16 protein-coding genes are annotated in these 26,125 nt (G+C 39.9%); 4 read left to right on the forward strand and 12 right to left on the reverse strand.

The genetic code is table 11. The features are described from left to right. Positions 1-67: 67 nt before the first annotated feature. The 4 genes from RM539_RS04520 to RM539_RS04535 all read right to left on the reverse strand — a co-directional run bounded on the left by RM539_RS04520 (position 68) and on the right by RM539_RS04535 (position 7,426). The gene (locus RM539_RS04520) at positions 68-3,127 is read right to left on the reverse strand and encodes a LamG-like jellyroll fold domain-containing protein (RefSeq protein ID WP_311502242.1); all 3,060 of its coding nucleotides are present in this window, start codon (positions 3,125-3,127) and stop codon (positions 68-70) included. Then, positions 3,127-5,919, reverse strand: coding sequence for a DUF8740 domain-containing protein (locus RM539_RS04525; RefSeq protein WP_311502243.1), 2,793 nt, complete (start codon positions 5,917-5,919; stop codon positions 3,127-3,129). The genes RM539_RS04520 and RM539_RS04525 overlap by 1 nt, the downstream gene beginning before the upstream one ends. 5 nt (positions 5,920-5,924) lie before the next feature. Then, a complete protein-coding gene (locus tag RM539_RS04530) occupies positions 5,925-6,419 on the reverse strand; it encodes a T9SS type A sorting domain-containing protein (protein WP_311502244.1) in 495 nt (164 codons plus the stop codon). A gap of 476 nt (positions 6,420-6,895) precedes the next feature. Then, on the reverse strand, positions 6,896-7,426 hold the full coding sequence (locus RM539_RS04535) for a hypothetical protein (protein WP_311502245.1): 531 nt from the start codon (positions 7,424-7,426) through the stop codon (positions 6,896-6,898). A 297-nt stretch (positions 7,427-7,723) separates the two neighbouring features. On the opposite strand from RM539_RS04535, the gene RM539_RS04540 reads away from it, so the two are divergent. The 3 genes from RM539_RS04540 to RM539_RS04550 all read left to right on the forward strand — a co-directional run bounded on the left by RM539_RS04540 (position 7,724) and on the right by RM539_RS04550 (position 11,170). Further along, entirely contained in the window at positions 7,724-8,734 is a 1,011-nt protein-coding gene (locus RM539_RS04540) for an LLM class flavin-dependent oxidoreductase (RefSeq protein ID WP_311502246.1), read from the forward strand. A gap of 10 nt (positions 8,735-8,744) precedes the next feature. After that, positions 8,745-10,136, forward strand: coding sequence for an MATE family efflux transporter (locus tag RM539_RS04545; RefSeq protein ID WP_311502247.1), 1,392 nt, complete (start codon positions 8,745-8,747; stop codon positions 10,134-10,136). A gap of 131 nt (positions 10,137-10,267) precedes the next feature. Beyond that, positions 10,268-11,170, forward strand: coding sequence for a YihY/virulence factor BrkB family protein (locus tag RM539_RS04550; protein ID WP_311502248.1), 903 nt, complete (start codon positions 10,268-10,270; stop codon positions 11,168-11,170). Here RM539_RS04550 and RM539_RS04555 read toward each other — a convergent pair. From RM539_RS04555 to RM539_RS04580, 6 genes are all read right to left on the reverse strand, one after another. Continuing rightward, positions 11,160-12,356, reverse strand: coding sequence for a hypothetical protein (locus RM539_RS04555; RefSeq protein ID WP_311502249.1), 1,197 nt, complete (start codon positions 12,354-12,356; stop codon positions 11,160-11,162). The two genes, RM539_RS04550 and RM539_RS04555, sit on opposite strands and share 11 nt — an antisense overlap. Before the next feature lie 154 nt (positions 12,357-12,510). Next, entirely contained in the window at positions 12,511-13,299 is a 789-nt protein-coding gene (locus tag RM539_RS04560; protein ID WP_311502250.1) for a PhzF family phenazine biosynthesis protein, read from the reverse strand. A 60-nt stretch (positions 13,300-13,359) separates the two neighbouring features. Beyond that, entirely contained in the window at positions 13,360-14,253 is an 894-nt protein-coding gene (locus tag RM539_RS04565; protein ID WP_311502251.1) for a sterol desaturase family protein, read from the reverse strand. Between the two features lie 50 nt (positions 14,254-14,303). Beyond that, on the reverse strand, positions 14,304-17,432 hold the full coding sequence (locus RM539_RS04570; protein ID WP_311502252.1) for an efflux RND transporter permease subunit: 3,129 nt from the start codon (positions 17,430-17,432) through the stop codon (positions 14,304-14,306). Between the two features lie 7 nt (positions 17,433-17,439). Further along, on the reverse strand, positions 17,440-18,651 hold the full coding sequence (locus RM539_RS04575; protein WP_311502253.1) for an efflux RND transporter periplasmic adaptor subunit: 1,212 nt from the start codon (positions 18,649-18,651) through the stop codon (positions 17,440-17,442). 24 nt (positions 18,652-18,675) lie between these two features. Next, on the reverse strand, positions 18,676-20,061 hold the full coding sequence (locus tag RM539_RS04580; RefSeq protein WP_311502254.1) for an efflux transporter outer membrane subunit: 1,386 nt from the start codon (positions 20,059-20,061) through the stop codon (positions 18,676-18,678). Between the two features lie 392 nt (positions 20,062-20,453). Here RM539_RS04580 and RM539_RS04585 point away from each other — a divergent pair, with 392 nt between their 5' ends. Continuing rightward, positions 20,454-21,983: a GH3 auxin-responsive promoter family protein gene (locus tag RM539_RS04585; RefSeq protein WP_311502255.1), complete on the forward strand. Its 1,530-nt coding sequence runs from the start codon at positions 20,454-20,456 to the stop codon at positions 21,981-21,983. Between the two features lie 333 nt (positions 21,984-22,316). On the opposite strand, the gene RM539_RS04590 is transcribed toward RM539_RS04585, so the two are convergent. Then, positions 22,317-22,574 (reverse strand): hypothetical protein, encoded by a 258-nt coding sequence (locus RM539_RS04590; protein WP_311502256.1) that lies wholly within the window; start codon positions 22,572-22,574, stop codon positions 22,317-22,319. 275 nt (positions 22,575-22,849) lie between these two features. Further along, positions 22,850-25,720 (reverse strand): M16 family metallopeptidase, encoded by a 2,871-nt coding sequence (locus tag RM539_RS04595; protein WP_311502257.1) that lies wholly within the window; start codon positions 25,718-25,720, stop codon positions 22,850-22,852. Positions 25,721-26,125: the final 405 nt, after the last annotated feature.

A 26,125-nucleotide genomic window follows, 5' to 3' on the forward strand; every position in this document is an offset into this window, starting at 1 on the left:
CATTCTACAATTAGAAAATCACCAACCCTGCACTTAACTTACTTTGAAGGCAGGATAATTAAAATTCCTATTTTACTTCCACACATATTAGCTGCTCCTGAATGCTTTCAGTATTAGAAATGCGCCAGCGGTTTACGCCGCCATGTGCATTTTCATCAGCATGGTACAGGTAATAATCATCTCCAATTTTAACGACATTTGCAGAAAGGGCATTTCCGGCAGAGCCATAGGGAGTGCTTTCATTAGCAACATCAGGTCCTAAAACGCCAAATAATTTTAGCATTAAGCCATCATCCCTATAGATATACCACATATTTGCCGTTGAATTTTTCCATAATTCCCCGTGATATCCTGCAAATATAAGATCGTCTATTACTATAGCCGGACCACCGGGGTAATGTACTCCATTGCCGATGTCATACCTTCCATCAGTGGGGAAAGGGCCGGTATAATTTTCCGACGTGCTTGGCATAGCTCGCCATAGCCATTTATCGCTTCCTGGCCTGAGCCCTCCTAAATGATAACCAGTAGTTCCAAGTTCCGGGTGATGATTTTCATAAGAAACAATTATATTATTTTCAGAAACATCAGGAACAGGGGGTGTGTTTTGAAAAATTCCATAGCGGTGATATGGTTGAAGTTTATCCTGATTTTTTAGTTGGGCGAGCTGTTTTAAACTTCCCCATTGTGGATTGTTTTTCTCGTCAAAACCTGTTAGAGGAGCTTCTTCCCAGGTGACGGTACGGGAATTTTCGCTTCCGGAGAGAGTGTATTTTCTAAGGGATCCATCTGGTTTTAGGAACCAGTCCAGTACCCATGGAGCTCCTCCTTTTGGAAACCTGATTCCGGTATTTCTCAAACCATAGTCAGGATCAAGTTCAAAAATGTAAAAGGGGTCATCACTCTTGGATGGATTAATTTGAGCATAGGTTCGACCATTGGAAAGAGTATATACAAATCTTAGTTTGTAATACCAGTTATCAAATCCGTTTGTATGGTACCTCCAGTTTCTTACCGTTTTCCATGAACCATTATTTCCACCAATTTTCTTGCTGTAGTCTACTTTAAATTCCATATAATCAGCAAAAACCCTGGTAGGATCATTGGGGTCAACAGTAGCCGATCGCACTTCCCCCTGGTATTCAATTTTGTCCAGAAGGCGGTCTTCGGTACTAAAATGAAGCACCCTGCGGTTATAGGTGTCGCCAATCCAGTAGCTGCCATCTTCTTCGTAGGTGATAAAAGTTTTTGCACCTCTCAGTAGTTTACCATCATCCCGATGGTCAGAAAAATAGAACTTATTATCCTTAACAGTAGGATTGGAAGCATAACCTCCTTTTTGACCAAACGAATCTACCAGGGAACCGTCAGCAGTTGAAAACCGTTTTATAGTTTGTGTCACTCCATCTGCAATGGCTATAATTTCTCCTGAAGAATCTGCGCCCAAAGCATGCACTTTATTTTTTCCTGCCAGTTGGATTCCGGTAGAATTTATAGTGCCGTCTGAATTTATCGTATGTTTTTCTACTACATTATCCTTAGATTGAATCCACAGATCTCCTGTACCTCGGGAATCAATTACAAGTAGACGTGGTTTGTCTATTGAAATATTACGCAACAATTCGCCGGTTGTTTTGTGGTAGACTTTTATCTGATTAAGGTTTAGGTAAGAGACAAACAAATAATTTCCGTTTCGCTGCACTGCCATTCCCGAAATGAATTTATCATATTCAACATTATCAGTCATTACACCAATTGCTGAACTGTAGGTGTCTCCTCCTGCCGCTGTGGTATACGATTCCCCTTTACTGAACCTTTTAAAAGAATCATCTGAAGGATTAATACCAAAAATGAAACTTACCTTGGCTTTGCCCCAGTCATCATAGCCTCCATAATATACCGTTTTACCATCAGTAGTAGAATATTCTGTCTCCTGGCCATTGCCAAATACTCCTGCCTTAAGAACTTTTATGGGAATTCTTACATTAGGTTCATTCAGGTCAATTTTCCATTGAGCTGCTTTTCCTTCATTAAAACCAGCGGCCAGATATGCTTCATTATCTACTACAGACATTGTACGTATCTGCTCGTAAGAAGTTTGTACCCGTTCACCTGTAAGATCAGGTGAATTATTGCCGATGGGGCCTTCCCATTCTGCGATTAGATTATTGGTGAGCAACTTAATATTATAATTACCAGCCGCTACTTTCTTTCCTGCATCATCTTTTTTATCCCAGTCCACCGGGTACGTGCCGGCGGCCTGTTGTTTATTGTTCCACAGAGTTCTCACAAGAGTGCCATCTTCGGCATAAACTCCGGCAGAGGTTGTGGTTGATTTTTTTAGAGTATAGGAACTCCCGGAAAATGAACTAAGGGCCTGAGGCAAATAATTACACAATTCCGGTACATCACTGTTGCGAGCAGGGCCGTCATTTTCTGTAGAAGAGGAGTTGCCTAAAATTCCTTTTCCTGTCTTGCCAGATAAATCCACAATTTCCCTGCCTGTGGTGTTAAAGTCATAATAGGCAATAAGTCCTGTACCACCGGGGTTGATTGTCTGTCTAAAATTATTAGCTATCTCTTCATAAGAGCGCGCTTTGTTCCAGATCCTTATTTCATCCAGGCACCCTCCAAAGAAACCGGCATTGCCACGGCCAATAGCCTGAATGGGAAAGTTTCCGGACCAGTAGGAGTTAGTGGTTATATCTTTGACTCCGTTTATAAATAAACTCATTGAAGTGCCCTTTCTTACAAAAGCAAAATGCTTCCATTCCCCAGCTTCAATGGTTTGATTGGCATAAATAACCCGCCCTGCAGACCCCTCATCTGGTACATAAATTCTTACCTTCTTCCAATCAAAATTAATATCGGGGCCTTTAGTAATCTGTCCCAGGACAGCATCGTGGTGCGTGATTTCTCCTTCAAGTTTAGCCCAGAATTCAATGGTAAAATCTCCGGTAAGATCAATATCCGGAATATCTATCCAGTCATCCACACCATCAAATTGAAAACTCCGCAGGTTCGCCTTGCAATTATTAACATTTGTAGGAGGATTTAAGGCGTAGTGATAATTTTGCGCAAACAGAGTATTACATAAAAAGAGAAAGATGTAAATCAATTTTTTCATTACATTACAATATAAGTATTTGTGCCTGTTTTCCTAAGAATTCCACCAGTATAGACTTCATCATTACCAATACTTGCATTTCCGGCCGAAACTCCATTTAAGGTAACTCCGGAATCACCTTTAATGCTTAGAACAGTGCCATGAACTTCAAGGTTTATGGTTTCTCCTGCCTTCATTTCTTTAAAATCGGAAGTAATAGATAAGGTAGCAGAGTTGGTGCAGGCAATGGTATTGTTAATGTCAGTAAAAGTAATATTTCTCGAGGAAGAAAAAATTAGAATAGTCGGCTTTTTTATGTAATCTTTTTCAATTTTTTTTCTTAAAGCCGCAGTAACACTGTCTACCTGGTTCTGGGTATAAAGTTTTGGGATATTGGTGAGGCTTGAATATTTTCCATCAAAATCATCTGAACTGTCTCTGTCCCAATTTGTAAAGGCAATAGTATTGCCGTTTGAAATGCTTAGCTTATCTTCATTTAGTGTAAGAAATTGGCTCTCCTGGCCCGAATCGTCTTTAGAAAGTAATTCGTCTACTTCACTTCTGGTGTAAACTTCAGGAATATTCTTAAGACTTGAATAATTTCCATCAAAATCATCGGTAGCATCCATATCCCAGTTGTTAAAAGTAATGCTGTTTCCTCCTGAAATGGAAAGTTGTTCTCCATCGAGTTTTAAGGATTGTACGGTGCCACTTCCTCCTGCGTTGACCATTAGGCTATCGACTTCCGCAGAAGTATAAATATTGGGAATATTGAGAAGGTCCTGATAATTTCCGCTGAAAAGCTCGGGTTTATTTTGCAAATCCTGATACTCTCCTGAAAAATCATCAGTAGCATCCATATCCCAGTTGTCAAAGTTAATGCTGTTTCCTCCTGAAATGGAAAGTTGTTCTCCATCGAGATTCAGGGATTGAACAGTACCGTCTCCTCCTGCATTTACCATAAGGCTATCGACTTCCGCAGAAGTATAGATATTAGGGATATTTTTCAGGTCGCTAAATTCTCCTGAAAAATCATCAGTAGCATCCATATCCCAGTTGTTAAAAGTAATACTGTTTCCTCCTGAAATGGAAAGTTGTTCTCCATCGAGATTTAGGGATTGAACAGTACCGTCTCCTCCTGCATTTACCATAATACTGTCGACTTCCGCAGAAGTATAAATATTGGGGATATTAAGAAGGTCCTGGTAATTTCCGCTGAAAAGTTCGGGTTTATTTTGCAAATCCTGGTAATTTCCCGAAAAATCATCAGTAGCATCCATATCCCAGTTGTCAAAGGTAATGCTGTTTCCTCCTGAAATGGAAAGTTGTTCTCCATCGAGATTCAGGGATTGAACAGTACCGTCTCCTCCTGCATTTACCATAAGGCTATCGACTTCCGCAGAAGTATAAATATTAGGGATATTAAGAAGGTCCTGATACTCTCCTGAAAAATCATCAGTAGCATCCATATCCCAGTTGTTAAAAGTAATACTGTTTCCTCCTGAAATGGAAAGTTGCTCTCCATCGAGTTTTAAGGATTGTACGGTACCACTTCCTCCTGCATTTACTATAAGACTGTCGACTTCGGCTGAGGTATAGATATTTGGAATATTGAAAAGGTCCTGATAATTTCCGCTGAAAAGTTCCGGTTTATTTTGCAAATCCTGATACTCTCCTGAAAAATCATCAGTAGCATCCATATCCCAGTTGTTAAAAGCAATACTGTTTCCTCCTGAAATGGAAAGTTGCTCTCCTTCAAGATTTAGGGATTGAACAGTACCGTCTCCTCCTGAATTTACCATAATGCTGTCGACTTCCGCGGACGTATAGATATTCGGAGTATTTAGGAGGTCCTGATAATTTCCGCTGAAAAGTTCGGGTTTGTTTTGCAAATCCGGGTAATTTCCCGAAAAATCATCAGTAGCATCCATATCCCAGTTGTTAAAGGTAATACTGTTTCCTCCTGAAATGGAAAGTTGCTCTCCTTCGAGATTTAGGGATTGAACAGTACCGTCTCCTCCTGTATTTACCATAAGGCTATCGACTTCCGCAGAAGTATAGATATTAGGGATATTTTTCAGGTCGCTAAATTCTCCCGAAAAATCATCAGTAGCATCCATATCCCAGTTGTTAAAAGCAATACTGTTTCCTCCTGAAATGGAAAGCTTATTATTATTTAGACTCAAAGATTGCATAACTCCTTCTGCCGTTTCCATTTTTAGCACCAGGCTATCTATTTGATCTGCGGTATAAATTATGGGCATATCTTTCAGGCTGTAGAAATTTCCGTCGAAATCATCAGAAGAGTTTTTATCCCAACCTTCAAAAGCTTTTTCCTGCCCGTTAATATCTTCGTCGGAATAATGAAACAGATCAGAAATTTGAGACTCTGTAATGGCGCCTGCAATTTGATCGGCCGATTTTGCATGTAGTGCATAAGGAACACTCATCATCTCACTTACGCCAATAATCGAATAATCGTTGCCGCCTTGCGCATCTACTTGTGTTTCCACAAAATATGGTCCCTGCACCCAGTTTATGGAGCTAAAATTTCCGGTATTAATATTTCCCGAGCCTATTTGAAGAGATACTAATCCATTAGCATTAGTTGATTTATAATGTGTTTCTTCATAAACAATAGCACCTGTGGGAGATTTTCGCCTCAAAATTATCTTTAAGCTGATTTCGCTCCCGGTTATCAGTTTATTGGAGTTATCCCTAATCACCGCCTGATAGCTAATTTTTTCAGGAGTTTGTGCAACAACATTAATTCCGGTGAGGATGATAAGCGTAAGGAGAATCATCTTTTTCATCGCATTTATTTTTTAATGATTGTAAAAGATCTAATAAGTGAACTTTTATTTGAAATTTTAAGGATGTAAAGAGCAGGTTGTAGATGGCCTGGATAAATTTTGGCTGTACTACCTTCTAAAGATCCGTGCATAAGAATTTTCCCCTGCATATCGAATAACTCAAATGAGTATTCCCTGTTCTTATTGAAGGTTTTAACAAAAAAATATTCTGTAAATGGGTTAGGATAAACAGTTATCTCCGGCTCTGCCTGCCGGGAATCTTTTGCGGGTTTTTCCTGGATTACATCCGGTGACTCTCCGGTTTCTTCTGAAAAAAACTGTTGTACACCTTCCTGTATGTGAATAGAATGACTCTGACTGGCGGTGTAAAAAGGCTGTCCGAGGCTAAACGCAATAGAGCCATTTTCTTCGTTTCCGTCACCTCCGGAGGCAGTAAAGGCATGAATAAAATTTTTGTTTGCACTGTAATTTGCAGATGATAAGTCCGCCTGGCAGTTCATCTCAATGCAAAATAGGAATAGCAAGAGTAGGGGGGAATATTTCATAAGTACGGGGGACTACTTATTTATGTTTCTTAAATTTTGTTAACGAAACGCCAAACTTCTATATTACCAATCGACAAAACAAATAAATCATCGCTAAAATACTTAGTAATTATGTTTTAGGATATTATATGAGGAGTATTAAAAAGTGAAATATATAGTGTTCATCAGGTTAAATAACTATTATCTGTAGTAGAAATTTTAAATAAGATAGATTTTTTATAAAATTTATAATGTAAGAAAATTCATATTAAATAAATTAAGATATTGGAGTTAGGAGCATGAATAAATAATATGAGCCCATCGTAATGTTCGTAGCTTTAATTCATTGAAGCAATAATTCCAAGGTATGCCCGGTGTTTTGATGATATAAAAAAGAAAACCCTGCATTTTTCATAACTGCAGGGTTTTTATATTTTATTTAGAAAGGGGATTTACCTCCACTTAAAGCTCTTGTAATCCGGCCGGAAAGTATAAGTTACTTCTTCATCACTTTCAACCTGATCCAATTTTTTCTGGCTTTCAAGCAGGAACATTCCTAATCGATCATCTTCGTATTCCAATATAAAATCACCCGGAAAATCTTCATGAAAAATTTTGTTTGAATCATGTATAGCGGCTTCAAGCTCCGGTGAATCATGGGCAATATTAAGCTTTTCTGCCAGTACATTATTTATCAGCTGATATAAAGAGATATTTCCTTCCTGTTGTACAATATCATAAATTGTACTTTCCCCATCATGGGGGTCATTTTCAGGACAGGCAATAAGCTTTTTCCATTTTTTGAATAAGTTACTAATTTTACTATAGCTGGTGTTTCGTAATGAAAATACCTTCTGTTTTCCGGAAGGGGTGTCAGTATCTTCCAAAGTAGCAGAATATCCATCGCTATAAGATTTTTTTTGTGAATGCACCACAAATAAATCCTGATGGTGATAATTAAAATTGTTGGGGATGTTTTCCATTAAGGATGATTTAATAAATCAAATGTAAGAAATTATCGACATAATGCACATATAGTAGCTGAAAAACATGAAAAATCGTCACTTTAGAATGTGGGGTCAGACAATTACTGCTGTTTTAATTATGAAAGTTTAAGCTTGTTTTATTGGTAGCTTCTGGTTCTTAGAGGAAGAAATTATCTACACCTGTATGTTGAGGTTATAGTAAATGAATTGGTTTATTTTGTAAAGCGGACAAGTATTGAAATTTTTTCAATCTGTATCCGACAGAATAGATTCTGAATTTTTAAAATAAAGAGCATGAATTCCGATAATACAATTCCATATTCAATATTAGAGCTTGCCAGTGTTGCAAGTGGTACAACTCCGGCCGAAACTTTTAAAGATTCCCTTGATCTTGCCCGGAAAGCTGAAGGTTTTGGTTACAACCGTCTTTGGTTAGCTGAACATCATAATATGAAAAGCATAGCCAGTTCAGCTACTTCTGTACTTATAGGCCATATAGCAGGAGGTACCAAAAAAATCAGGGTTGGTTCAGGTGGTATCATGCTGCCAAATCATTCTCCGCTTATTGTGGCCGAGCAGTTTGGTACATTGGGATCTCTATATCCCGGCCGCATTGATCTGGGGCTGGGAAGGGCACCGGGAACAGATCAGGTTACGGCACATGCTATCAGGTCAGACAGAATGCAGGCGGTGCACCAGTTTCCGGAGGAAGTAAGCAAAATTCAGCAATTTTTTTCCAAAGAAAATGCAAACGCTAAAGTTAGGGCCACTGTTGCCGAAGGGGTTGAAATGCCTGTATATATCCTGGGCTCGAGTACAGACAGTGCCCATCTTGCCGCTAAAAAAGGTTTGCCTTATGCCTTTGCCAGTCATTTTGCACCTGCTCAGCTTTTTGAGGCACTTGATATATATTATAATAATTTCCAGCCTTCAGAATACCTGGAAAAACCTTATACGATTGCCTGTATTAATGTTATTGCTGCCGATTCCGATGAGCATGCCGAGAACTTATCTACCTCTCTCATCCGAATGTTCTTTGGGGTAATGACGGGTAATATAGACTATTTACAAAAGCCTACACCAATGACGCAGGAGTTGCGGGAACTTGCCGCTAATCCTGCTTTTCAGCGAATGCTTAAATATGCTTTTGTAGGAAGTAAAGAGAGCGTAAGCCATAAAACAGCGGAATTTTTAAAAAAAACAGGCGTTAATGAACTTATGGTGGCTTCGCACATTTATGATCATCAGGATAGGGTAAAATCATACCAGATATTTTCTGAAATCATGAAGGAATTAAAGCGTTAAAGTAGCTGGTATGAATGAAAAAGGCGGGAAAAGCAGATTTACGGAAGGGAAAATATTTCAGTCATTGCTTAGGCTGGCTCTTCCCATTATTTTTGCAAATATTCTTCAGACCGCTTATCAGCTGATAGATACTTTTTGGTTGGGAAGGCTTGGGGCTAATGCCGTGGCTGCGGTTAGCCTTAGTTTTCCGATACTTTTTCTGGTATTATCTTTGGGAGGAGGTTTGACCCTGGCTGGTACCGTTATTGTTTCTCAATATAAGGGCGCGGGTAACCAGCGGCAGGTAGACTACAGCTCTTCCCAAACCGTTTTCGTTATTTTCTTTATTTCGGTATTTCTTGCCGCTTTGGGATATTTTGCCGCTCCACCATTAATGCGTTTGGTAGGTGCCGGCCCCGAAATACTCACGGAATCTATCAATTATTTTCAGGTAACTTCCTGGGGGTTTATATTCCTGTTCATGTTTTTCGTTTTCCAGTCGCTCATGAGGGGAATTGGTAACGTCCTGCTTCCAATGTACATTGTATTAGCTACCGTTTTCCTGAATCTGGTTCTGGATCCTCTTTTTATTTTTGGATATGGTCCTGTACCCGGGTTTGGAGTGGCAGGGGCGGCAGTTGCCAGTGTTATTACACAAGGACTTTCTGCGGCTGCCGGACTTTTTATACTTTTCCGCGGAAAAAAAGGAATAAAAATTAACCGGGCAGATATGAAGCCGGATTCCTCGTGGACTAAAAGAATGTTCAGGCTGGGAATTCCGGCCAGTTTAGATCAATCTACCCGTGCTGCAGGAATGACCATTATGGTAATGCTTGTAACCAGTTTTGGAAGTGATGTGGTAGCGGCCTATGGAATTGGTTCCAGAATCCTTAGCCTTGTAATTGTACCAGCATTGGGTTTTGCCATGGCTACCACTACCCTCGTAGGGCAAAATGTTGGGGCTTCCAAAATAAAAAGAGCAGAGAAAATAGGAAACCTTAGTAACAAAATTGCCTTTTTCGGGCTTACAGGAATTGGACTGTTAATGTTTGTTTTTGCTGAACAGCTCACGGCTTTCTTTGTGCCGGGGGATGAAAGGGTAATTCGTGACGGAGCATTGTTCATAAAAATTATGGCTCCAAGTTTTGGACTTTTAGGGGTGCAGCAGGTTTTAAACGGTGTTTTTAATGGTGCAGGTTTTACAAAGGCTTCCCTGCTTATTTCGGTTTTTAATTTATGGATTATCAGGTTTCCTTTTGCTTATGTACTTTCCAACAATACTGAACTTGATTTCAAAGGAATCTGGTGGTCATTTCCAGTTTCCAATTTAATGGCTGCCGCTGTTGCTTTTATTTATTTTAAAATGGGTTACTGGAAAGTGAGAACTATTAGAAGAAGGCACATCAATTCCCTGCAAAAATAAATTGCTGATTCGGGGTTTTATTTATGCGGTATATTAACAAGTATTTAGCAGGTGCTCCTGCAGCTTTTTTCTATTTTAAGCCGGGTAGAATTCTTTTTCAGAAGAACAAGTCATAATTATAAATGAACAAGATGGCGAAAAGAATCCATAATCCTTTAAATATCCCGTTTTCAGGTTGGAAGAAAATTGTTTTACATGTTAAAGATGAAATTAGCGCCGACAGTGTGGATATTGTTTCAGCCGGAATCACCTTTTATGCTTTTTTAGCAATTTTTCCTGCTATTATGGCCCTTATTTCTATATATGGCCTTACCACAGATCCACATCAAATCCAGGAACAATTATCACAAATTTCAGCAATGATGCCACAGGAAGCGTTCCACCTGTTGGAAAAGCGCATTGAAAATTTTATCGCTAAATCTAATAAAACCCTGGGCTGGGGTACAGCTATAGGAATTGGGTTTAGTATCTGGAGTGCTAACAAAGGAACAAAATCCCTGTTTAAAGGCATAGACATTGCCTACGATACAATTAATGATCATGGTTTTTTTATGCAGTTATTGCTGGCAACTGTATTTACTATAGGAGGAACCATTTTGATTATCTTATGCATGACCCTGATTATAGGTTTTCCTGCTTATATTCAAAACATAGGCTTGCCTGAAAGTGTAGAGCAGCTTATAAGCTGGCTCCGATGGCCTGTTTTGGCCATAATTGTTGCTTTTTTCCTTTGTCTTATTTACCAGTTTGCACCGGCTAGAAAACGCCCAAAAATGAAATGGGTGGTAATAGGTGCCGTACTTGCAACTGTATTGTGGCTGCTTGCCTCCTGGGGATTTTCATTTTATGTGCGCAATTACGGCAGTTACGGTGAAGTTTATGGCTCGGTCTCGGCTGTGGTAATTCTTTTACTATGGTTGTTTATCACCAATTATATTGTGCTGCTGGGAGCAGAGCTTAATTCAGAAATTATGGATTATGTTCAGAAAGATCCCAATGCTGAAGCTCCATATAAACGTGCGGTTAAGAAGTAATTACAGATGTGGTTTGGGCAATAAACTTTCTTTTCCAGAGATAATACCTTAATGCAATGTATGCTGGTGCTGCCAGGAACCCGAGTGCTATACCCAGTAAGAAGAATAGGAATGTGAGAAATTTGATAAAGAGTTTGGTGAAAAAAGAACTACCCCGCGGAATGTATTTCCGGTAGGGAGAAAACAGGTGGATATTTGCTATCACGGCACTCACAACAAATCCCAGCACAGGTACAAATCCCAGGAAAAAAGAAAAAATGGTGATTTTATAGAATTTCCGGTTTTGGCTTTTGATAAAGTCTTTTAAAGGAGGAGAATCAAAAATTGCAGTTCCACATTCTTTACATTGTTGGTGCGGTTTACTGCTTTGGAGTTTGTTGCCGCAAGTAGGGCACCTCCTGTGGGAAAGCAGGTTTAACCGGTGCTTTTTAACATGCTGAACCAGCGCTTTTTTTCGTTGCCCCAGTATACCAATTTTATGTACATGAGTCATTTCGTGTTTGCAGTTCACACATTTTACTGCAAAAGGCAAATTGCTTTGCCTGCATTGCGGACATTCCACTTTTTGCTTTTCAAGCTTTTTATCATATCTCTTCCCAAGAAAAACCAGAAAGGCTATGACGGCAGCATAAATTATAACCATTAAAATTCCTGTCCAGATAAGCAGAAAAAATCCAAATACTACCAAACTGTCTTCCAGCCAGCTGGTGATTTTGCCTATAAATAGATTATCATCTTCATCTATATCTTCGAGAAAGCTGATAAAATCCCTTCTTAGCCCGGCCAGCCAGTAAACGGCCAGGGTACCAACGGTAAGAAGGATCCAGAGCGGATTAAAAGCGGCCCATTGTACTTTTTCCAGAATATTGGCAGAAGCTTCATCTATAAAACTCAGGTTAATAAGCAAAAAGGACAAAGGCTTCATATAAGTCTCTGCTTCTTTTATAAGGTTCCGTACTTCGGTACTTTTATCTCCTATAATCTCCAGTAAACTTAATCCCCCTAGCAGAAAAAGTACCCAGTCCTGTGAAATAAACGCATCTTCCGGCAATGGAGAGACTTCACCCATTCCGGGGAAGTATTCAGGATAAGAGAGAAAAAATGCGGTAAGAAAGGCCGGAAGAAAAGTTCTTAGGGAAAATAAAGGAATAGAACCTATTATGGCTATGATTTGTGCTACAGACATTTTAAAAAAATCTTTAGCCCAAGATAAGGAAGTTTTGGTGTTGCAGAATAAATTAAGTGGAATTCCTGGCTAAATGGAAGAACGGGAAAAGTGAAATAAATTTAAGAGAAGAATCTGCTATAAAGCATCCGGAAAGAGTACCATTTTAGCGGAGTTAATTTATGAAAAGGCTTCCACTTGAGAAAATCTGCGCCTTACCGGAAATTAGAACACGATCATCTTTTAGGGAACAATAAAGTTCACCGCCACGATCTGAAATTTGCTTTGCAAACATTTCATTTTTTCCAAGTTTTTGACTCCAGTAGGGAATAAGAGAACAATGTGCAGAACCTGTAACAGGATCTTCAAACACCGAAGCTTTTGGAGTGAAGAATCTCGAAACAAAATCACAATCGTGGCCTGTGGAAGTGAAAATAACACCGCCGGTACCTAATTCAAGCTGATCAAAATACAACCTGTTAATTTGAATGTTTTTAATGTCTTCTTCGGAAGGATAAACGAGTACAAAATCCCGCGCTTTTAAAACTTCCATCGGCTGAAGGTTAAGGGATTTTATTAGTAACTCCGGCATTTCTGTTAAGGAGGGATTGCGCGAGGGAAAATTTAGTGTATATCCTGAATTTCCTGCCTGTACCCTCAATTTTCCGCTTTGTGTTTGGAAAATAATTTCCTCTTCAGGATATTTCAGGATTTCCTTCAAGACATGAGCGGTAGCCAAAGTGGCATGTCCGCAGAGGTCAATTTCATATTCCGGAGTAAACCATCTAAGCTCTATTCCTTCAGGAGTAATAATAAAAAAAGCAGTTTCGGCAACAGCGTTTTCTTTTGCAATTTTAAGAAGCAAATTGTCTGGCAGCCATTCCTGAAGGGGTACTACGCAGGCAGGATTTCCGCAGAAAATATTTTCTGTAAAAGCATCTATCTGGTAAACCGGCAATTTCATAAAGTTTATTTCCTGTAAAGTTAATAAATAGGGGAAAGGTTAGAAGCGGGAGGAGCCTTATTACGGCATTAGCACATCTTTATTTCCTTTCTCTTCCCGCTCCGGAACACTCCCATTGGGCAATATCCAGGGCCTGGGCTTGTTAAATGGCATTAATAAAAGATTTTTGATATTCTGTTCCTCCGGTTCCCGGTACGAGGGTACTCCAATGTTTATTTCATCCTGATGAATGTTGAGCCGTAAACTATGGTGCAGCCGGTCCCAGATATTAAAAATAATAGAATAGTTACTGTTGGTTTCACGGTGCACAATGGAATGATGTACGCCGTGCATTCGCGGAGTTACAATGATGTTGCTGATCACTTTTTCAAATTTAAACGGAATCCTCCAGTTGGAATGGTGAAAAAGTGTGGCTGTCTCAAATACTACTTCATAAATAAGTATCAGCCAGTAAGCCGGGCCAATGAGCAGGATTATAAAGCCGCGAAAGAATACCGAAAGAAAAATTTCACCAAAATGAAATCTCACAGCGGTAGTTACATCAAGATCGAGGTCTATGTGGTGAATATTGTGAAACCTCCATAAAAAATTGACCTGATGGTTAAGTAAATGCCAGAGATAATTGCCATAATCCAGCAACAGAAAACCACACAAAAATTCAAGCCATACCGGTAGGGAAAGCCAGTTAAGTAAACCAAAGTTGCTATTTTCAGCCAAAACGGACAGATAGATCAGCGCAGGAATAAGCGCAAGCCGTAAAGCCATAACTGCCGTAAAAGCTATTCCAATATTTCTTTTAATACGTTTCCATCTTTCAGCCTTCAGTTTTCTAAGGCGGCGGTAAGTTTCCGCTAAAAAAAGCAGCAAAAAGGAAGCTGCTAAAACCGGGCCTCCCCATTTATCTAAAATTTCGAAATAGATAAAGTCCTTAAAGAAATCCAGTACTTTCTCCATTACTTTTGCTGTTTTTACTGAAGCCGGTGGACATTTTTATAATATAATCATTATCCTTCTGCCGGCCGTGGATTTCGTTCCACAGTTTTACCTTTTTTAATCATGAGACTAATATCTTCTAATATAAGGTACAGGCAGGGTACAATTACCAGAATTATAGAGGTTGCGAAAATAATTCCGAAACCAAGGGAAATTGCCATGGGAATTAAATAAAATGCCTGGCTTGAAGTTTCCAGAATAATAGGTGTTAACCCTCCAAATGTGGTGAGGGTGGTAAGCATTATTGGCCGGAAACGCCGGAGACCTGCTTCATGAATAGCTTCATAAATACTCATTTTTTCCCTTTGCCTGTTGGCATAATCTATCATAATAAGGGAATCATTTACTACCACTCCAGATAAAGCGATTACTCCCATAAGGCTTACAAGAGAAAGGTCATATCCCAGGATAATATGTCCTATCACGGCACCAACAACTCCAAAAGGAATAGCCGTCATTACAATAATAGGTTGTGTATAACTGCCAAAAGCAATTGCAAGCAGGGCGTAAATAAGTAACATAGCCATGGAAAAACCGCTCCAGAGGGTGTCTGTAGATTCACGCATATCTGCCTGGCTGCCTTCAAAACTCCAGGTCAGTCCCGGGAAATCTGCACGAAGTTGCGGCAACACTTCTTGTTGTGTGGAGGCAAGTACCCTACTTACCGCATTGGCAGGTTCTACATCCATCCCCACATTTACTACTCTGCGGCCGTCCCGCCTGTTAATGGTGGTAAAGGCTTCCCTTTGTTCCACCCGTACCACATCCAGCAAGGGAACTTCCACGCCTTCAGGGGTTCTAACCACAAAATCTTCAAGATTCTGAATATCCTGGCGTTCTTCCAGAGGTAATTTCACCCGGACTTCAATTTCGTTGGTGCCCCGTAATTGACGCATAGCCAATGCTCCGAAAAAGGCATTTCTCACCTGTCGGCCAATTTCGTTGGAGGTGAGGCCCAGGTTCCGGCCCTGGGGCAAAAGCTTAAAATCGTATTGTAGCTTTCCTTTATTATAATTATCACTTATGTCCCTGGTATTATCAAAAGCATCCATCCGCTCAATAAAAGCTGTACTTGCTTGTTCGAGTACATCTATGTTGGAATGGCTTAAATCTACACTTATATCCTGCCGGGCACCGCCGGGACCCCGTTCAGCCTCGAAGGTTATCTGGTCTACTCCTTCAATATCGCCAATATTCTCACGCCAGATGGCAATTAGCTCCCGTGCAGTCATATCCCTTTGGTCTGGCGGTAGCATAACTATTTCCACATCAATAAAATTCTGCCCTCTCACGTTTGTTTTTATACCTTCGGCTACTTCATAAAGATTATGTTCTTCAAACATTTTTTGAGTGGAACGGGTAATATCTTCAGCTACTTTTGCTGCCTGGTGAGGAGTGGTTCCCACCGGCAGGCGTACTCCCGCCTCAATCTCATCTGCGGCCACCTCAGGCATCATAATCATTCCCATATGGTCGCTGTAGCCATAGCCACCAACTATAAGGAGCAGTGTCACTGCTGCACTAAGGGTGATATAGCGGTATTTTAGGCATAAGTCCAGTAATGGTTTGTAATATTTTTCAATAATCCTGTCGAAGCCTTTGGCGAAAGATTGTTGCCATTTTTCCAGACGTACCACCCAACCTCTTTGTTTTTTAGGGGAAAGATGGCCAAGGTGTGAAGGCAGGATAAAAAGTGCTTCCAACAGGGAAACTGCCAGTATAATAATCACTACTGCAGGTAAAGGCCACCAGAATTTTCCTGTTTCCCCAGGCATAAACAATAACGGCACAAAGGCGATAATAGTGGTTATTACACTAAAGGCTACAGGCCTGGAAACATCCCTGGTTCCTTTAATTGCTGCTTCTATAAAGCCCATTCCCTGCTGCTGATATTCGTGCACATTTTCTCCCACTACAATGGCATCATCTACTACAATTCCCAGTACAACCAAAAAGCCAAACATGGAGATCATATTGATGCTTAGACCGAAAAGTGGTAAAAAAATTATTCCGCCTATAAATGATATAGCCATTCCCATCATTACCCAGAAAGCCAGGCGGTATTCCAGGAAAAGTGTAAGAATAACCAGCACAATTACGATTGCCATGATACCATTTTCGGTAAGCAGTGAGAGCCGTTCTCGATAATCTTCAGCTCTGTTGCTGTCAATTCTAAAATTTACGCCCGGTGGTAATTGAAATTCTTCCAGAATGGTTTTAACAGTCTCTTCAATTTCAAGTGGAGACTGGTCGCCAATTCTGAAAATTTCCATGTCTACGGAAGGAGTCTGGTTGAATTGCCCGTGAAATCCTGTTTCTTCAAAGCCATCTGTAATTTCAGCAATATCGGCAAGATTTACTTTTGCGCCTGAAGTAGAAGATATAATAGTAATATTTCCAAATTCTTCAGCCCATTGTTTTCTTTCCTGCATTCTCAGCAGGATTTCTCCGGCCTGGGTTTCCACCGCCCCGGCGGGTACATCTTCGCTGGATTGGGCAATAATATCAGCTATCTGCCCCAGGGTAAGATTATATTTTCTCAAATTATTCCGCGGGATTTCCACATGAGTGACATATTCCGGGACATTGCCTATTTCAACCTGAGTGATATTGGGATTGCTTAAAAACCTGTTCCTTAGCCGCTCAGCTAATTGCCGAAGCGTCCAGATATCCACATCTCCATAGATACCAATTTCCATAACATCCTGCTGCCTGGATTGCAGATTCACTTCGGGCTGTTCAATATCGTCGGGAAAAGTTCTTATCCTGTTAACGGCCTGATCTATGTCCTGAAAAGCCTTCATCCGGTTGGTACCGGCTACAAGTTCTATAGAAACGTTTCCCGAACCTTCGTTGGCAGTGGAAACAATCTCCTTAATTCCCTGGATTCCACGTACGGCTTCTTCCACAGGGAGTAAGATTCCCTGCTCTACTTCGGCCGGTGCCGCACCGGGATAAACCACATTTACATTCACAAAATCCAGCTGAAACTGTGGAAAAACTTCTTTTTGAATTTTGAACATGGTCCATATACCGCCGGCTATAAGAAGGATCATCAAAAGGTTTGCGGCAATAGAATTTCGTGCCATGTAACCTATGGCACCTTCTTTTCTGACTTTCTTTTTATTTTCTTCCTCCATAGCCAATCTATTCTTGCATTTCCTGCTCTTCTGTTCCCATACCCGCAGCCGTAGAATCTTTCGCCTCCCTGAGATCTATGCCTTCAGCAACAGTGCTTAAATTAGTGGTTACCACAAGGTCTCCTTCCTGTAATCCAGTGGTTACATAGGCGTATTCAGCATCAGTCAGGATAATTTCAACATCTCTTATGCTTAATTTATCTTCTTCCATTACCCATACAGATCGGTTGCTGCGTACGTAATCACGATCTATGCGTACCACATTTTCTATTTCTTCCCCCATTATTTGCGCTTCCACAAACGCTCCAATCATAAGTTCAGGTTTGTCCTGCAGTGTATCTCCCTGTGCCAGGGGATCTGGAACCCTTACAAGAACCCGGGCGAGTCTTGTCTGGTCGTCCAGGGCTCCTACCTGTCGGTCCAGATATCCGGTACGATAAGCTTCGCCCCGCCATGCGGTGGAATTTTTAATTTTAACCATTGAACCTTTTTCTTCTTCAGAATCGGGAAAAGATAGCCATTGCAGCTTATTTACCGGTACAGTAAGATTAATCCAGTATGCATCTGTACCTACGAGACGCCCAAGATCATCACCTGGAGTCACCTGGGAGCCTAAAGTAACATTTTGTGCAAGTACATGTGCATCAAAAGGAGCTTTAATAGTGGTGCGATTCAGGTTTAATTGCGCCTGTTCCACAGATGCCTGTGCGGCCTTTATATTTCCCTTTACGGCATTTAGCTGGGGCTGGCGCAGGACAAGTGACCGCTCTTCTTCTGAGAGTGTATCGCCACCAATAAGCTGAAGATCCTGCTGGGCCACCTGTTGGCGCCCCATTTCCATATCCATATTGGTTTGTGACTGCAGTAAATCGCTTTTTCTCATTTCTAAAGTATTGCGATAATCAGAAGGGTCAATTTGTAAAAGAACCTCTCCTTTTTGTACAAATCCTCCTGGTGTAAAGGCATCAGATCTTTTAATAATTTGACCGCCTACTAACGGGCTTAGCATTACATCTTCTACAGGCTGCACTGTTCCCGTTGCCACAATCATAGGCTGATAACTACCTTTTTCTACCTTCACCACATCAACCAGCATAGCAGACTTCCGGGTACTGCCTTCAGACTGCGCCGTTGGCTCTGTACTGAAAATAACAAAGGTTATCGCCGTTCCAATCAGCAATATTCCAATGCAGATGAATATTATTTTTTTGGTACTCATAATTTTTTAATCTTTCTTTTTCTGTTAAGGTTCTGCAGGCCTTTCTGGCTCAAATCCTCCTGCCAGAGCGCGATATAGGGCAACCCTTATCTCAAGTAAACTTTGCCTTGCCTCAAGAATATCCCTTTCCAATTGTTGTTCCTGATCTAAAGTAAGCAATACATCAAGATACTCGCTTATGCCATTTAGAAATTCCAGTCTTAATTGTCTACTGGTTTTCTCGGCTAACTCTGTTCGCCGTTGCAATACTTCAAGCTGTTCTTTCTGTTTTATTTCTCTTACCATTGCATCTTCTACCTCTCTGAATGCGGTAAGTACAGTTTGTCCATAAAGGTAAAGCTGCCGGTTTTTTAAAGCTTCAGTTCTGTCTACTTCTGCTCTTATTCTGCCGGCATAGAATATTGGCGCTGCAATATTACCGGCAAGAGTATATGCCCAGTTCTGGAAAAGTGAATTGTAGTCGTTGGAACGGTTCTGGCCCTGAACATTTAATGACAACTGCGGAAATTTACTCCGTATGGCCTGTGCCATATCCCGGTCTGTTGCTAATACCAAGTTATAAGCCTGCAAAACATCGGGGCGACGACGAATAAGTTCCAGCGGAAGGCCGGTAGCCGGAAGTGGTGGCAGGCCCGGAAGACTGTCCTTAGGTAATTCCATTAAATTCTGTGGTGGAGAACCTAATAAAACTGCCAGCTCATTTTCAAAAAGTTCCACCTGGGTCTCATAAGCAATTTTCTGATTTCTTGTACTTTCCAGTAATTGTTCCTGTCTTAAGATATCTACAGCTCTTATCTGGCCGCCTACAAAACGTGCCCGGATAAGCCTCATGATATTTTCATTGGTTTCAATTTGCTTATTCGCCAGTTCCAGCTGTTTTCTTGCAGTAAGCAGCCGGTACCAGGCGTTGCTTATTTCTGCGGAAAGAGTCATGGCAGCCGACTGGTAATCGTAGTATGTAGCCTGGGCGCGAAATTCCTCAGCTTCAATACCGGATTGAATCCTTCCCCATAAATCTACTTCATATGAAGCAGAAAGTCCTAACTGGAAATTTTCACCACCTGCAAAATCAGGTTGCGGGCGGCTCCTCGCAGTTTGAGCTGAGGCCCCTATTGCGGGCCAGAGATAAGAAGATTCCCTTCTCACTACAGCCAAAGCTGCTCTAAATTGTTCCCAGTTTCCTGCAAGGGCAAGGTTTTCTTCAAGGCCGGTTTCTACGAGTAAATTTAATGCAGGGTCATCAAAAGCTGTCCACCATTTGTCAGGGACTAAATCATCGCCTGAATAGGTGAACTCCTGGGGTTCGTCAATTGGGGCTTCTACATCCTGTAATTTGGGAGCACAGGAATAGATTCCGCAGCAGGTAAAGCAGAGCAGGGGAAGCCATAGCAATAGCCTGCGTTTTTTCAAAATACTGTAAATGGTTAAAATAACTTTAACTTGGTCTTTAAAGGCACATTAAAAATTGGAAAACTTTCTATCAAAATTGCTGCCTGATTTAATTTTTGAATTTCTCCTTGTGGAGTTTCCCTAAAGTTACAGTTTTTTTATATCTGGGCAACGAATTTATATTTTGTTGAAGCAAGATGATAAGAAAATTCTGAATAAATAAAATTTACAGCCTGTTCAGAAAAGGAAAAAATACCTTTACGTACATTAGCTGAAAATTTTCAATAAAGAGGTAGTTTCACTTTAATAAAGAAGGTTAAACTGTCTGCTATAATCAAACGGATTAATTATCTTCATTTCAGGATGAAGTTGCTTAGAATTGTTGATGGCAATTCTGAATAATTAGAATATACATGAAATTATTTAACAGGCTGGGAAATCAATACCTGAAAAGGAGATTGCGGGAAGTGGATGAGATGAAGGAAAATCCATTAAAAATTCAGGAAAGGGTTCTTAGGGACTTGCTGAAAAAAGGGGAGAATACAGCTTATGGTAAAAAATACCTGTTTTCATCCATTTCCGGTCTTGATGATTTCAGGGAAAAAGTTCCGGTGGTAAATTACAGTGATTTAACCCCTTTTATAGAGCGGGCGGTGCAGGGTGAAAAAAATGTGCTTTGGCCGGGCGTGATCAAAAATTTTGCCAAATCGTCTGGTACAACAGAAAGCAGGAGTAAACTTATTCCTGTTTCTATGGAAGGATTACGTAATTGCCATTATCTTGGAGGAAGAGATATGCTGGCGATTTATCTTCGAAATAACCCGGATTCCCAATTGCTTAGTGGAAAAAACCTTTCCATAGGTGGAAGCCAGGAAGGGAATCCCTATAGCGGGAAAAATAACTTCTATACAGGTAATATTTCTGCCATTGTAATGAAAAATCTCCCCTTCTGGGCACAGCTTGGGAGAACACCCGGATTACAGGTTGCCCTTATGAATGACTGGGAGAAAAAAATGAAAGCAATATCAGAAGTCACTTCCCGTCAAAAAATAACCAGCCTTGCAGGTTCTCCCATGTGGATGCTGCTTTTAATTCAGCATATTCAGAAAGAGCAACAGATTGAAAATATAAAGGAAGTATGGCCGCACCTGGAAGTGTTTTTTCATGGGTCGGTTTCTTTTGGTCCTTATAAACCACTTTTCGAAGAACTTGATAAAGCAGGATCACTGCGTTACCAGGAAATTTATAATGCAACTGAAGGATTTTTCGGAATCCAGGAGTTGGTACATGACACTTCAATGTTGCTCATGCTTAATTATGGCATATTCTATGAATTTCTTCCCGAGGAAAATTATGAGGATGATTTTCCTGAAACGGTTTCACTTAGTGAAGTTAAAACAGGCAAAAGGTATTCCCTGGTAATTTCCACAAATTCCGGTTTATGGCGATACAAAATAGGTGATAGTATTAAATTTACTTCAGTAGATCCTTTCCGTTTTAAAATTATGGGGCGTACCAAACATTGTCTTAATGTTTTTGGTGAAGATTTATTTGCAGAACAGGGGGAGGAAGCTCTTTCAAAAAGTTGTAAAAGAACCGGTGCCCTTATGCAAAATTTTACGGTGGCACCTTTTTTCTACAGTCAGGGGGAAAAAGGATATCATGAATGGGTGATTGAATTTAAAAAAGCTCCCGCTAATCCTGAAAGATTTGCAGCGATATTGGATGAAGAACTCTGCCAGTTGAACGAAGACTATCGTGAAAAAAGAAAGGCCGATACGGCTATTCACAGGCCGGTGGTGAGACAGGTGCCCGAGGGTACATTTTATCAATGGCTAAAGAGTAAAGAAAAATTGGGAGGACAGCATAAAATTCCCGTTATGTCCAATGATCGTAAATTTGTAGAAGAAATTCTTTGCTCTTTAAAAACAGTATCCAGATAATTTTTTGGAATTTAATTTGGTACTTTAATACCTTTTCGCAGCCTTATGAACCAAAATTATCCTGGTTTATCCTGAGCTTGTTTAAGAAAATTTAAATTATTTTTTGGTTATAACGGCCATAAATCCAGTAGTTTATTACCTGTAAAAAAGATTATTACGGAAAACCGTAATTATTCTTTTGTCTAATCTCCTAATTTTGAATTATAATCGGATGCCGGATATTGAAAATACTTCACTGAGTAGGGTCGGTTGAAGTCTTAGATTCCGGCATTCTTTTTATACCGGACTGAACTGTTCAAAACCTGCTACAAAAGCAATTAATACATTGTATTTCTAATATTCCAGAGTTTGATTAGATGAAAATAAATTCTGTTCCTCAATTATTTCTTTTACTATTACCTTATTGGCGTAGGAAGTAGCCGTGAAATTTTCCCAGGCATCAAGACCTATATCTGAAGCCTGTTTAACCTCTTTCTTTATTTGAAGCACATTATGGGTTTTCAGGATCATCTGCTTTAAAGAAGGGTTCAGGGAACGAAACATTTTGGTTGAGGCAATATGTTCCTTTTTAATATTTTCTGCTATTACCATTACGGGGGTTTCATTTTAAAAGTCAAAGCCGCAAATGTAAAATCTTTGTGTACAGAGAAATTAAAAAAAAATGACTATTTGTTAACAGATTAATCATACCGAAAGAAAGTATGAGAATAAGAAAAAAGAGGCTGCCCGCAAACTAAATTCAAAGTGCCATCTTAACCCAGGTTCGAAAAATAATAATCTTAAAGTTAATTTTTCACTGGGATCATATTGATGACATAGACAGAAATAGTCTTAGGTAGCCTCTTTTATTTAAATAACTGAATTAATTACAGTTTAACATCAGAAAGTTTAACCTCTTCGCCCTCTTTATTTAGTAATTTAACTTCATCAAAACCAATCTCTCTAAATTGCTGGAATTGTGTGGAAGCATCTCCTACAACAAGATACGCCATTTTAGACTCATCCAGATATTTGTTGGCGAGCTCTTTATGCTGTTCCAAAGTCATACCTCCAATAATTTCTTCCTCATTTTCAATATATTTTGGATCCAGGTCATACGCACTCATTTCCTGAAGCATACCCAATAATGAACCTTGTGTCTCAAATCTACGGGCATTGGATTTAATAAGGGCATTTTTGGTGAATTCCAGGTCTTCTTTAGTGATCCCGTCTTTATATTTGGCAATTTCATCCCTGAATATTTCTACAGATTCTCCGGTAGTATTTGTTCTCACGCTGGAGGAAGCAGTAAAAGTTCCGGGAATTTTAGTTCCGCTAAAGCCAGATCTTGCACCATAAGTATATCCTTTTTCTTCACGTAAAATCAGGTTCACATTTCCAGAGAAAGAACCTCCCAATTTATAGTTCATCACTTCAGCAGGGAAAAAGTCTTCATCTGTGCGTGGTATGGCTATATAACCAATATTGATAACCGATTGTTTTGCATTAGGCACATCAACAAAATATAAAGAAGCCTTATCACGTTCGTTCTTGATTTCAAATTCCGGGATAGTTACTTCTTTGGCTTTCCAGTTTTCTTTAAGGCCTTCTACAGCTGCCAAAGCTTCAGATTCGGATACATCTCCAACTACATGAAAACGCGCTACGCTTGGTGAAAAATATTGATTATAGTGATTCTTCAAATCTTCCATGGTAATTTCCTGCACAGATTCTACAGTTCCCAAAGTGGGGTAGGCCAAAGGATGATTTTCCCCGTAGAGCACTTTATCATAAACACGATCTGCTATAGCATTAGGATCGGCATCGGATCTTTTTATGCTGTTAATGGTGCTTGTTTTAATTCGGGCAAGTTCTTCCTCATCCCATCGTGGTTCCATAAGAATCTCCTGAACCAAATTCATGGTTTTGTTGAAGTTACGCGCTAAAGTATTTCCCCGAATCACTATAGATTCATCGGTGGTATACATATAGATATTAGCGCCAAGCAAATCAATTTCTTCTTCAAGTTCTGCAGGTGTTTTATTGGCAGTCCCTTCCATCATAATATCGGTCATGAGGTTAGCTACTCCATTTTTATCCAGATCGTCCAGTAAATGGCCACCGTCTATTACCATGCTGAAATTTACCAGCGGAAGTTCATTTTGTTCAATCCCATATACTTCCATCTGATTGTCCAATTCCACTGTCCAGGATTCCGGTATACTAAGCTGGGGTGTTTCTCCCATTTCAGGCTGAACCGAACGATCAAATTCAGAAGGGGTTTTCTTGATTTCCTGTTGGTTCTCTGCTATTTCGGTTTTTACATTTTCAGTAATTTCTTCTTCAACAACTTCGGCTTTTTCAGAATTTTCAGCAATAAGGTCCATTTCATCTTTGGGTACAAAGCTGGTGAGGATAAAAGGTTTGTCCTTTATATATTTATTATAAACCCTCATCACATCTTCCTTTGTAACTGCTTTAATATTTTCTATATCTTTTTCAATATATCCGGGATTTCCCGTAAACACATCGTACTGGGCCAACTGAAAAGATTTGCCAAGTACGCTACTTATTCCGTTATAAAAATCGGTTTCCTGTCCTGCTTTTATGCGTTCAATATCACGCTCTGTAACACCTTCTTTTTCAAATAGTGCGAAAGCTTCCTCAATTCCTGCTTCAACGCTGTCAAGATCTACGCCGGCATTCGCGGTAACCGAAATGCGGAATTTTCCGGCAATCTGATCAGCACCGTTAAAAGCATAAGGCTGGGAAGTCAGTTCTTTTTCTTTTACGAGTACTTCATATAAGGGAGATTCTTTTCCGTCTGAAAGCACTTCACCCAAAAAATCCAAAGCATAAGCATCTTTGTTGTACTGTTCTACCGCAGGCCACACCATGTTAAGCTGTGGTGCTGTGGCAAAATTGTCCTCGTGGTACAATCGCTTTGTTTCATCAAGTAATACCGTTTGTGTCTGAAGAGGTTCTACTTCCTGCCGTTTTTTGATTTCTCCAAAATACTTTTCAATCATTTTCCTGGTATTGGACTCATCAAAATCTCCGGCGATTACTAAGGTAGCATTGTTAGGGCCATAAAATTTATCGTAAAATTCCTTTACATCTTCTACGGTTGCACTTTGCAGATCTTCCAATTCACCAATTACCTGCCAGCTATATGGGTGCCCGTCCGGATAAAGATTTTTATCAATCACCCAGTTAGTGTGGCCGTAAGGATTATTGTCCACCCGCTGGCGCTTTTCATTTTGAACCACTTCCTGCTGGTTTGCAAAAGCAGATTCGGTAACGGTATTGATAAGATAACCCATACGGTCAGATTCCAGCCACATCACCATCTCCAAAGCATTCTTTGGAACCACTTCGTAATAAACGGTTCCATCCTGCCATGTACCGCCGTTTAGAGTTCCACCGGCATCCTGAATTTTTTTAAAGAACTGATCCTGCGGAACGTTTTCCGATTCCTGGAACAACATATGTTCAAAAAGGTGGGCAAAACCCGTACGTCCTTTTTTCTCACGGTTAGACCCCACTCCGTACTGAATGGCGACAGAAACAATAGGATCTGATTTGTCCTGATGAAGGACTACGTTGAGCCCGTTATCCAGCTCGTACTTTTCGTAATCGATTGATAAACTTGCATCTGCGGTTTTACTTTCATTTTCCCCGTTGTTTTTACAGGAAAAGAATCCCATCAGAAGCAATGACAGCATGAATACCATCGGTTTAAAATTGATGTTTGTCATGGAATTAAGTTTTAGTTAAAATATTAATCAATATAAAGAATTGCATAATAGGAACTTGGATAAATTTTGGATTAAATAGATAAAATTAAAGGAATGTTTTTGAAATATTTCTTTCTGTATCTGCTATATTACCCTGGAAATTCTGCGCTAACACCTGATAAAATTGAAGCTGGTAAAGATAGGAAGAAGGCTATTCTTATCTATGTTATCATCCTTTTAAACTGTTCATCTCTAATATCCTGAATTTTATATTCAATTACTAAGACATGAAACAGAACGATATGATAAAAATCACCTTTCCTCAACATGTATTGAAGTAAATCTGGGATCTTCCAAAGAAGAAATTAATTCTTCCTTATCTTGAAAAAAATCTTTTAACTTCTTATGTCACCACTAATAGAGAAA

The sequence above is a fragment of the Autumnicola musiva genome (assembly GCF_031846585.1).
GTDB lineage: Bacteria > Bacteroidota > Bacteroidia > Flavobacteriales > Flavobacteriaceae > Autumnicola > Autumnicola musiva.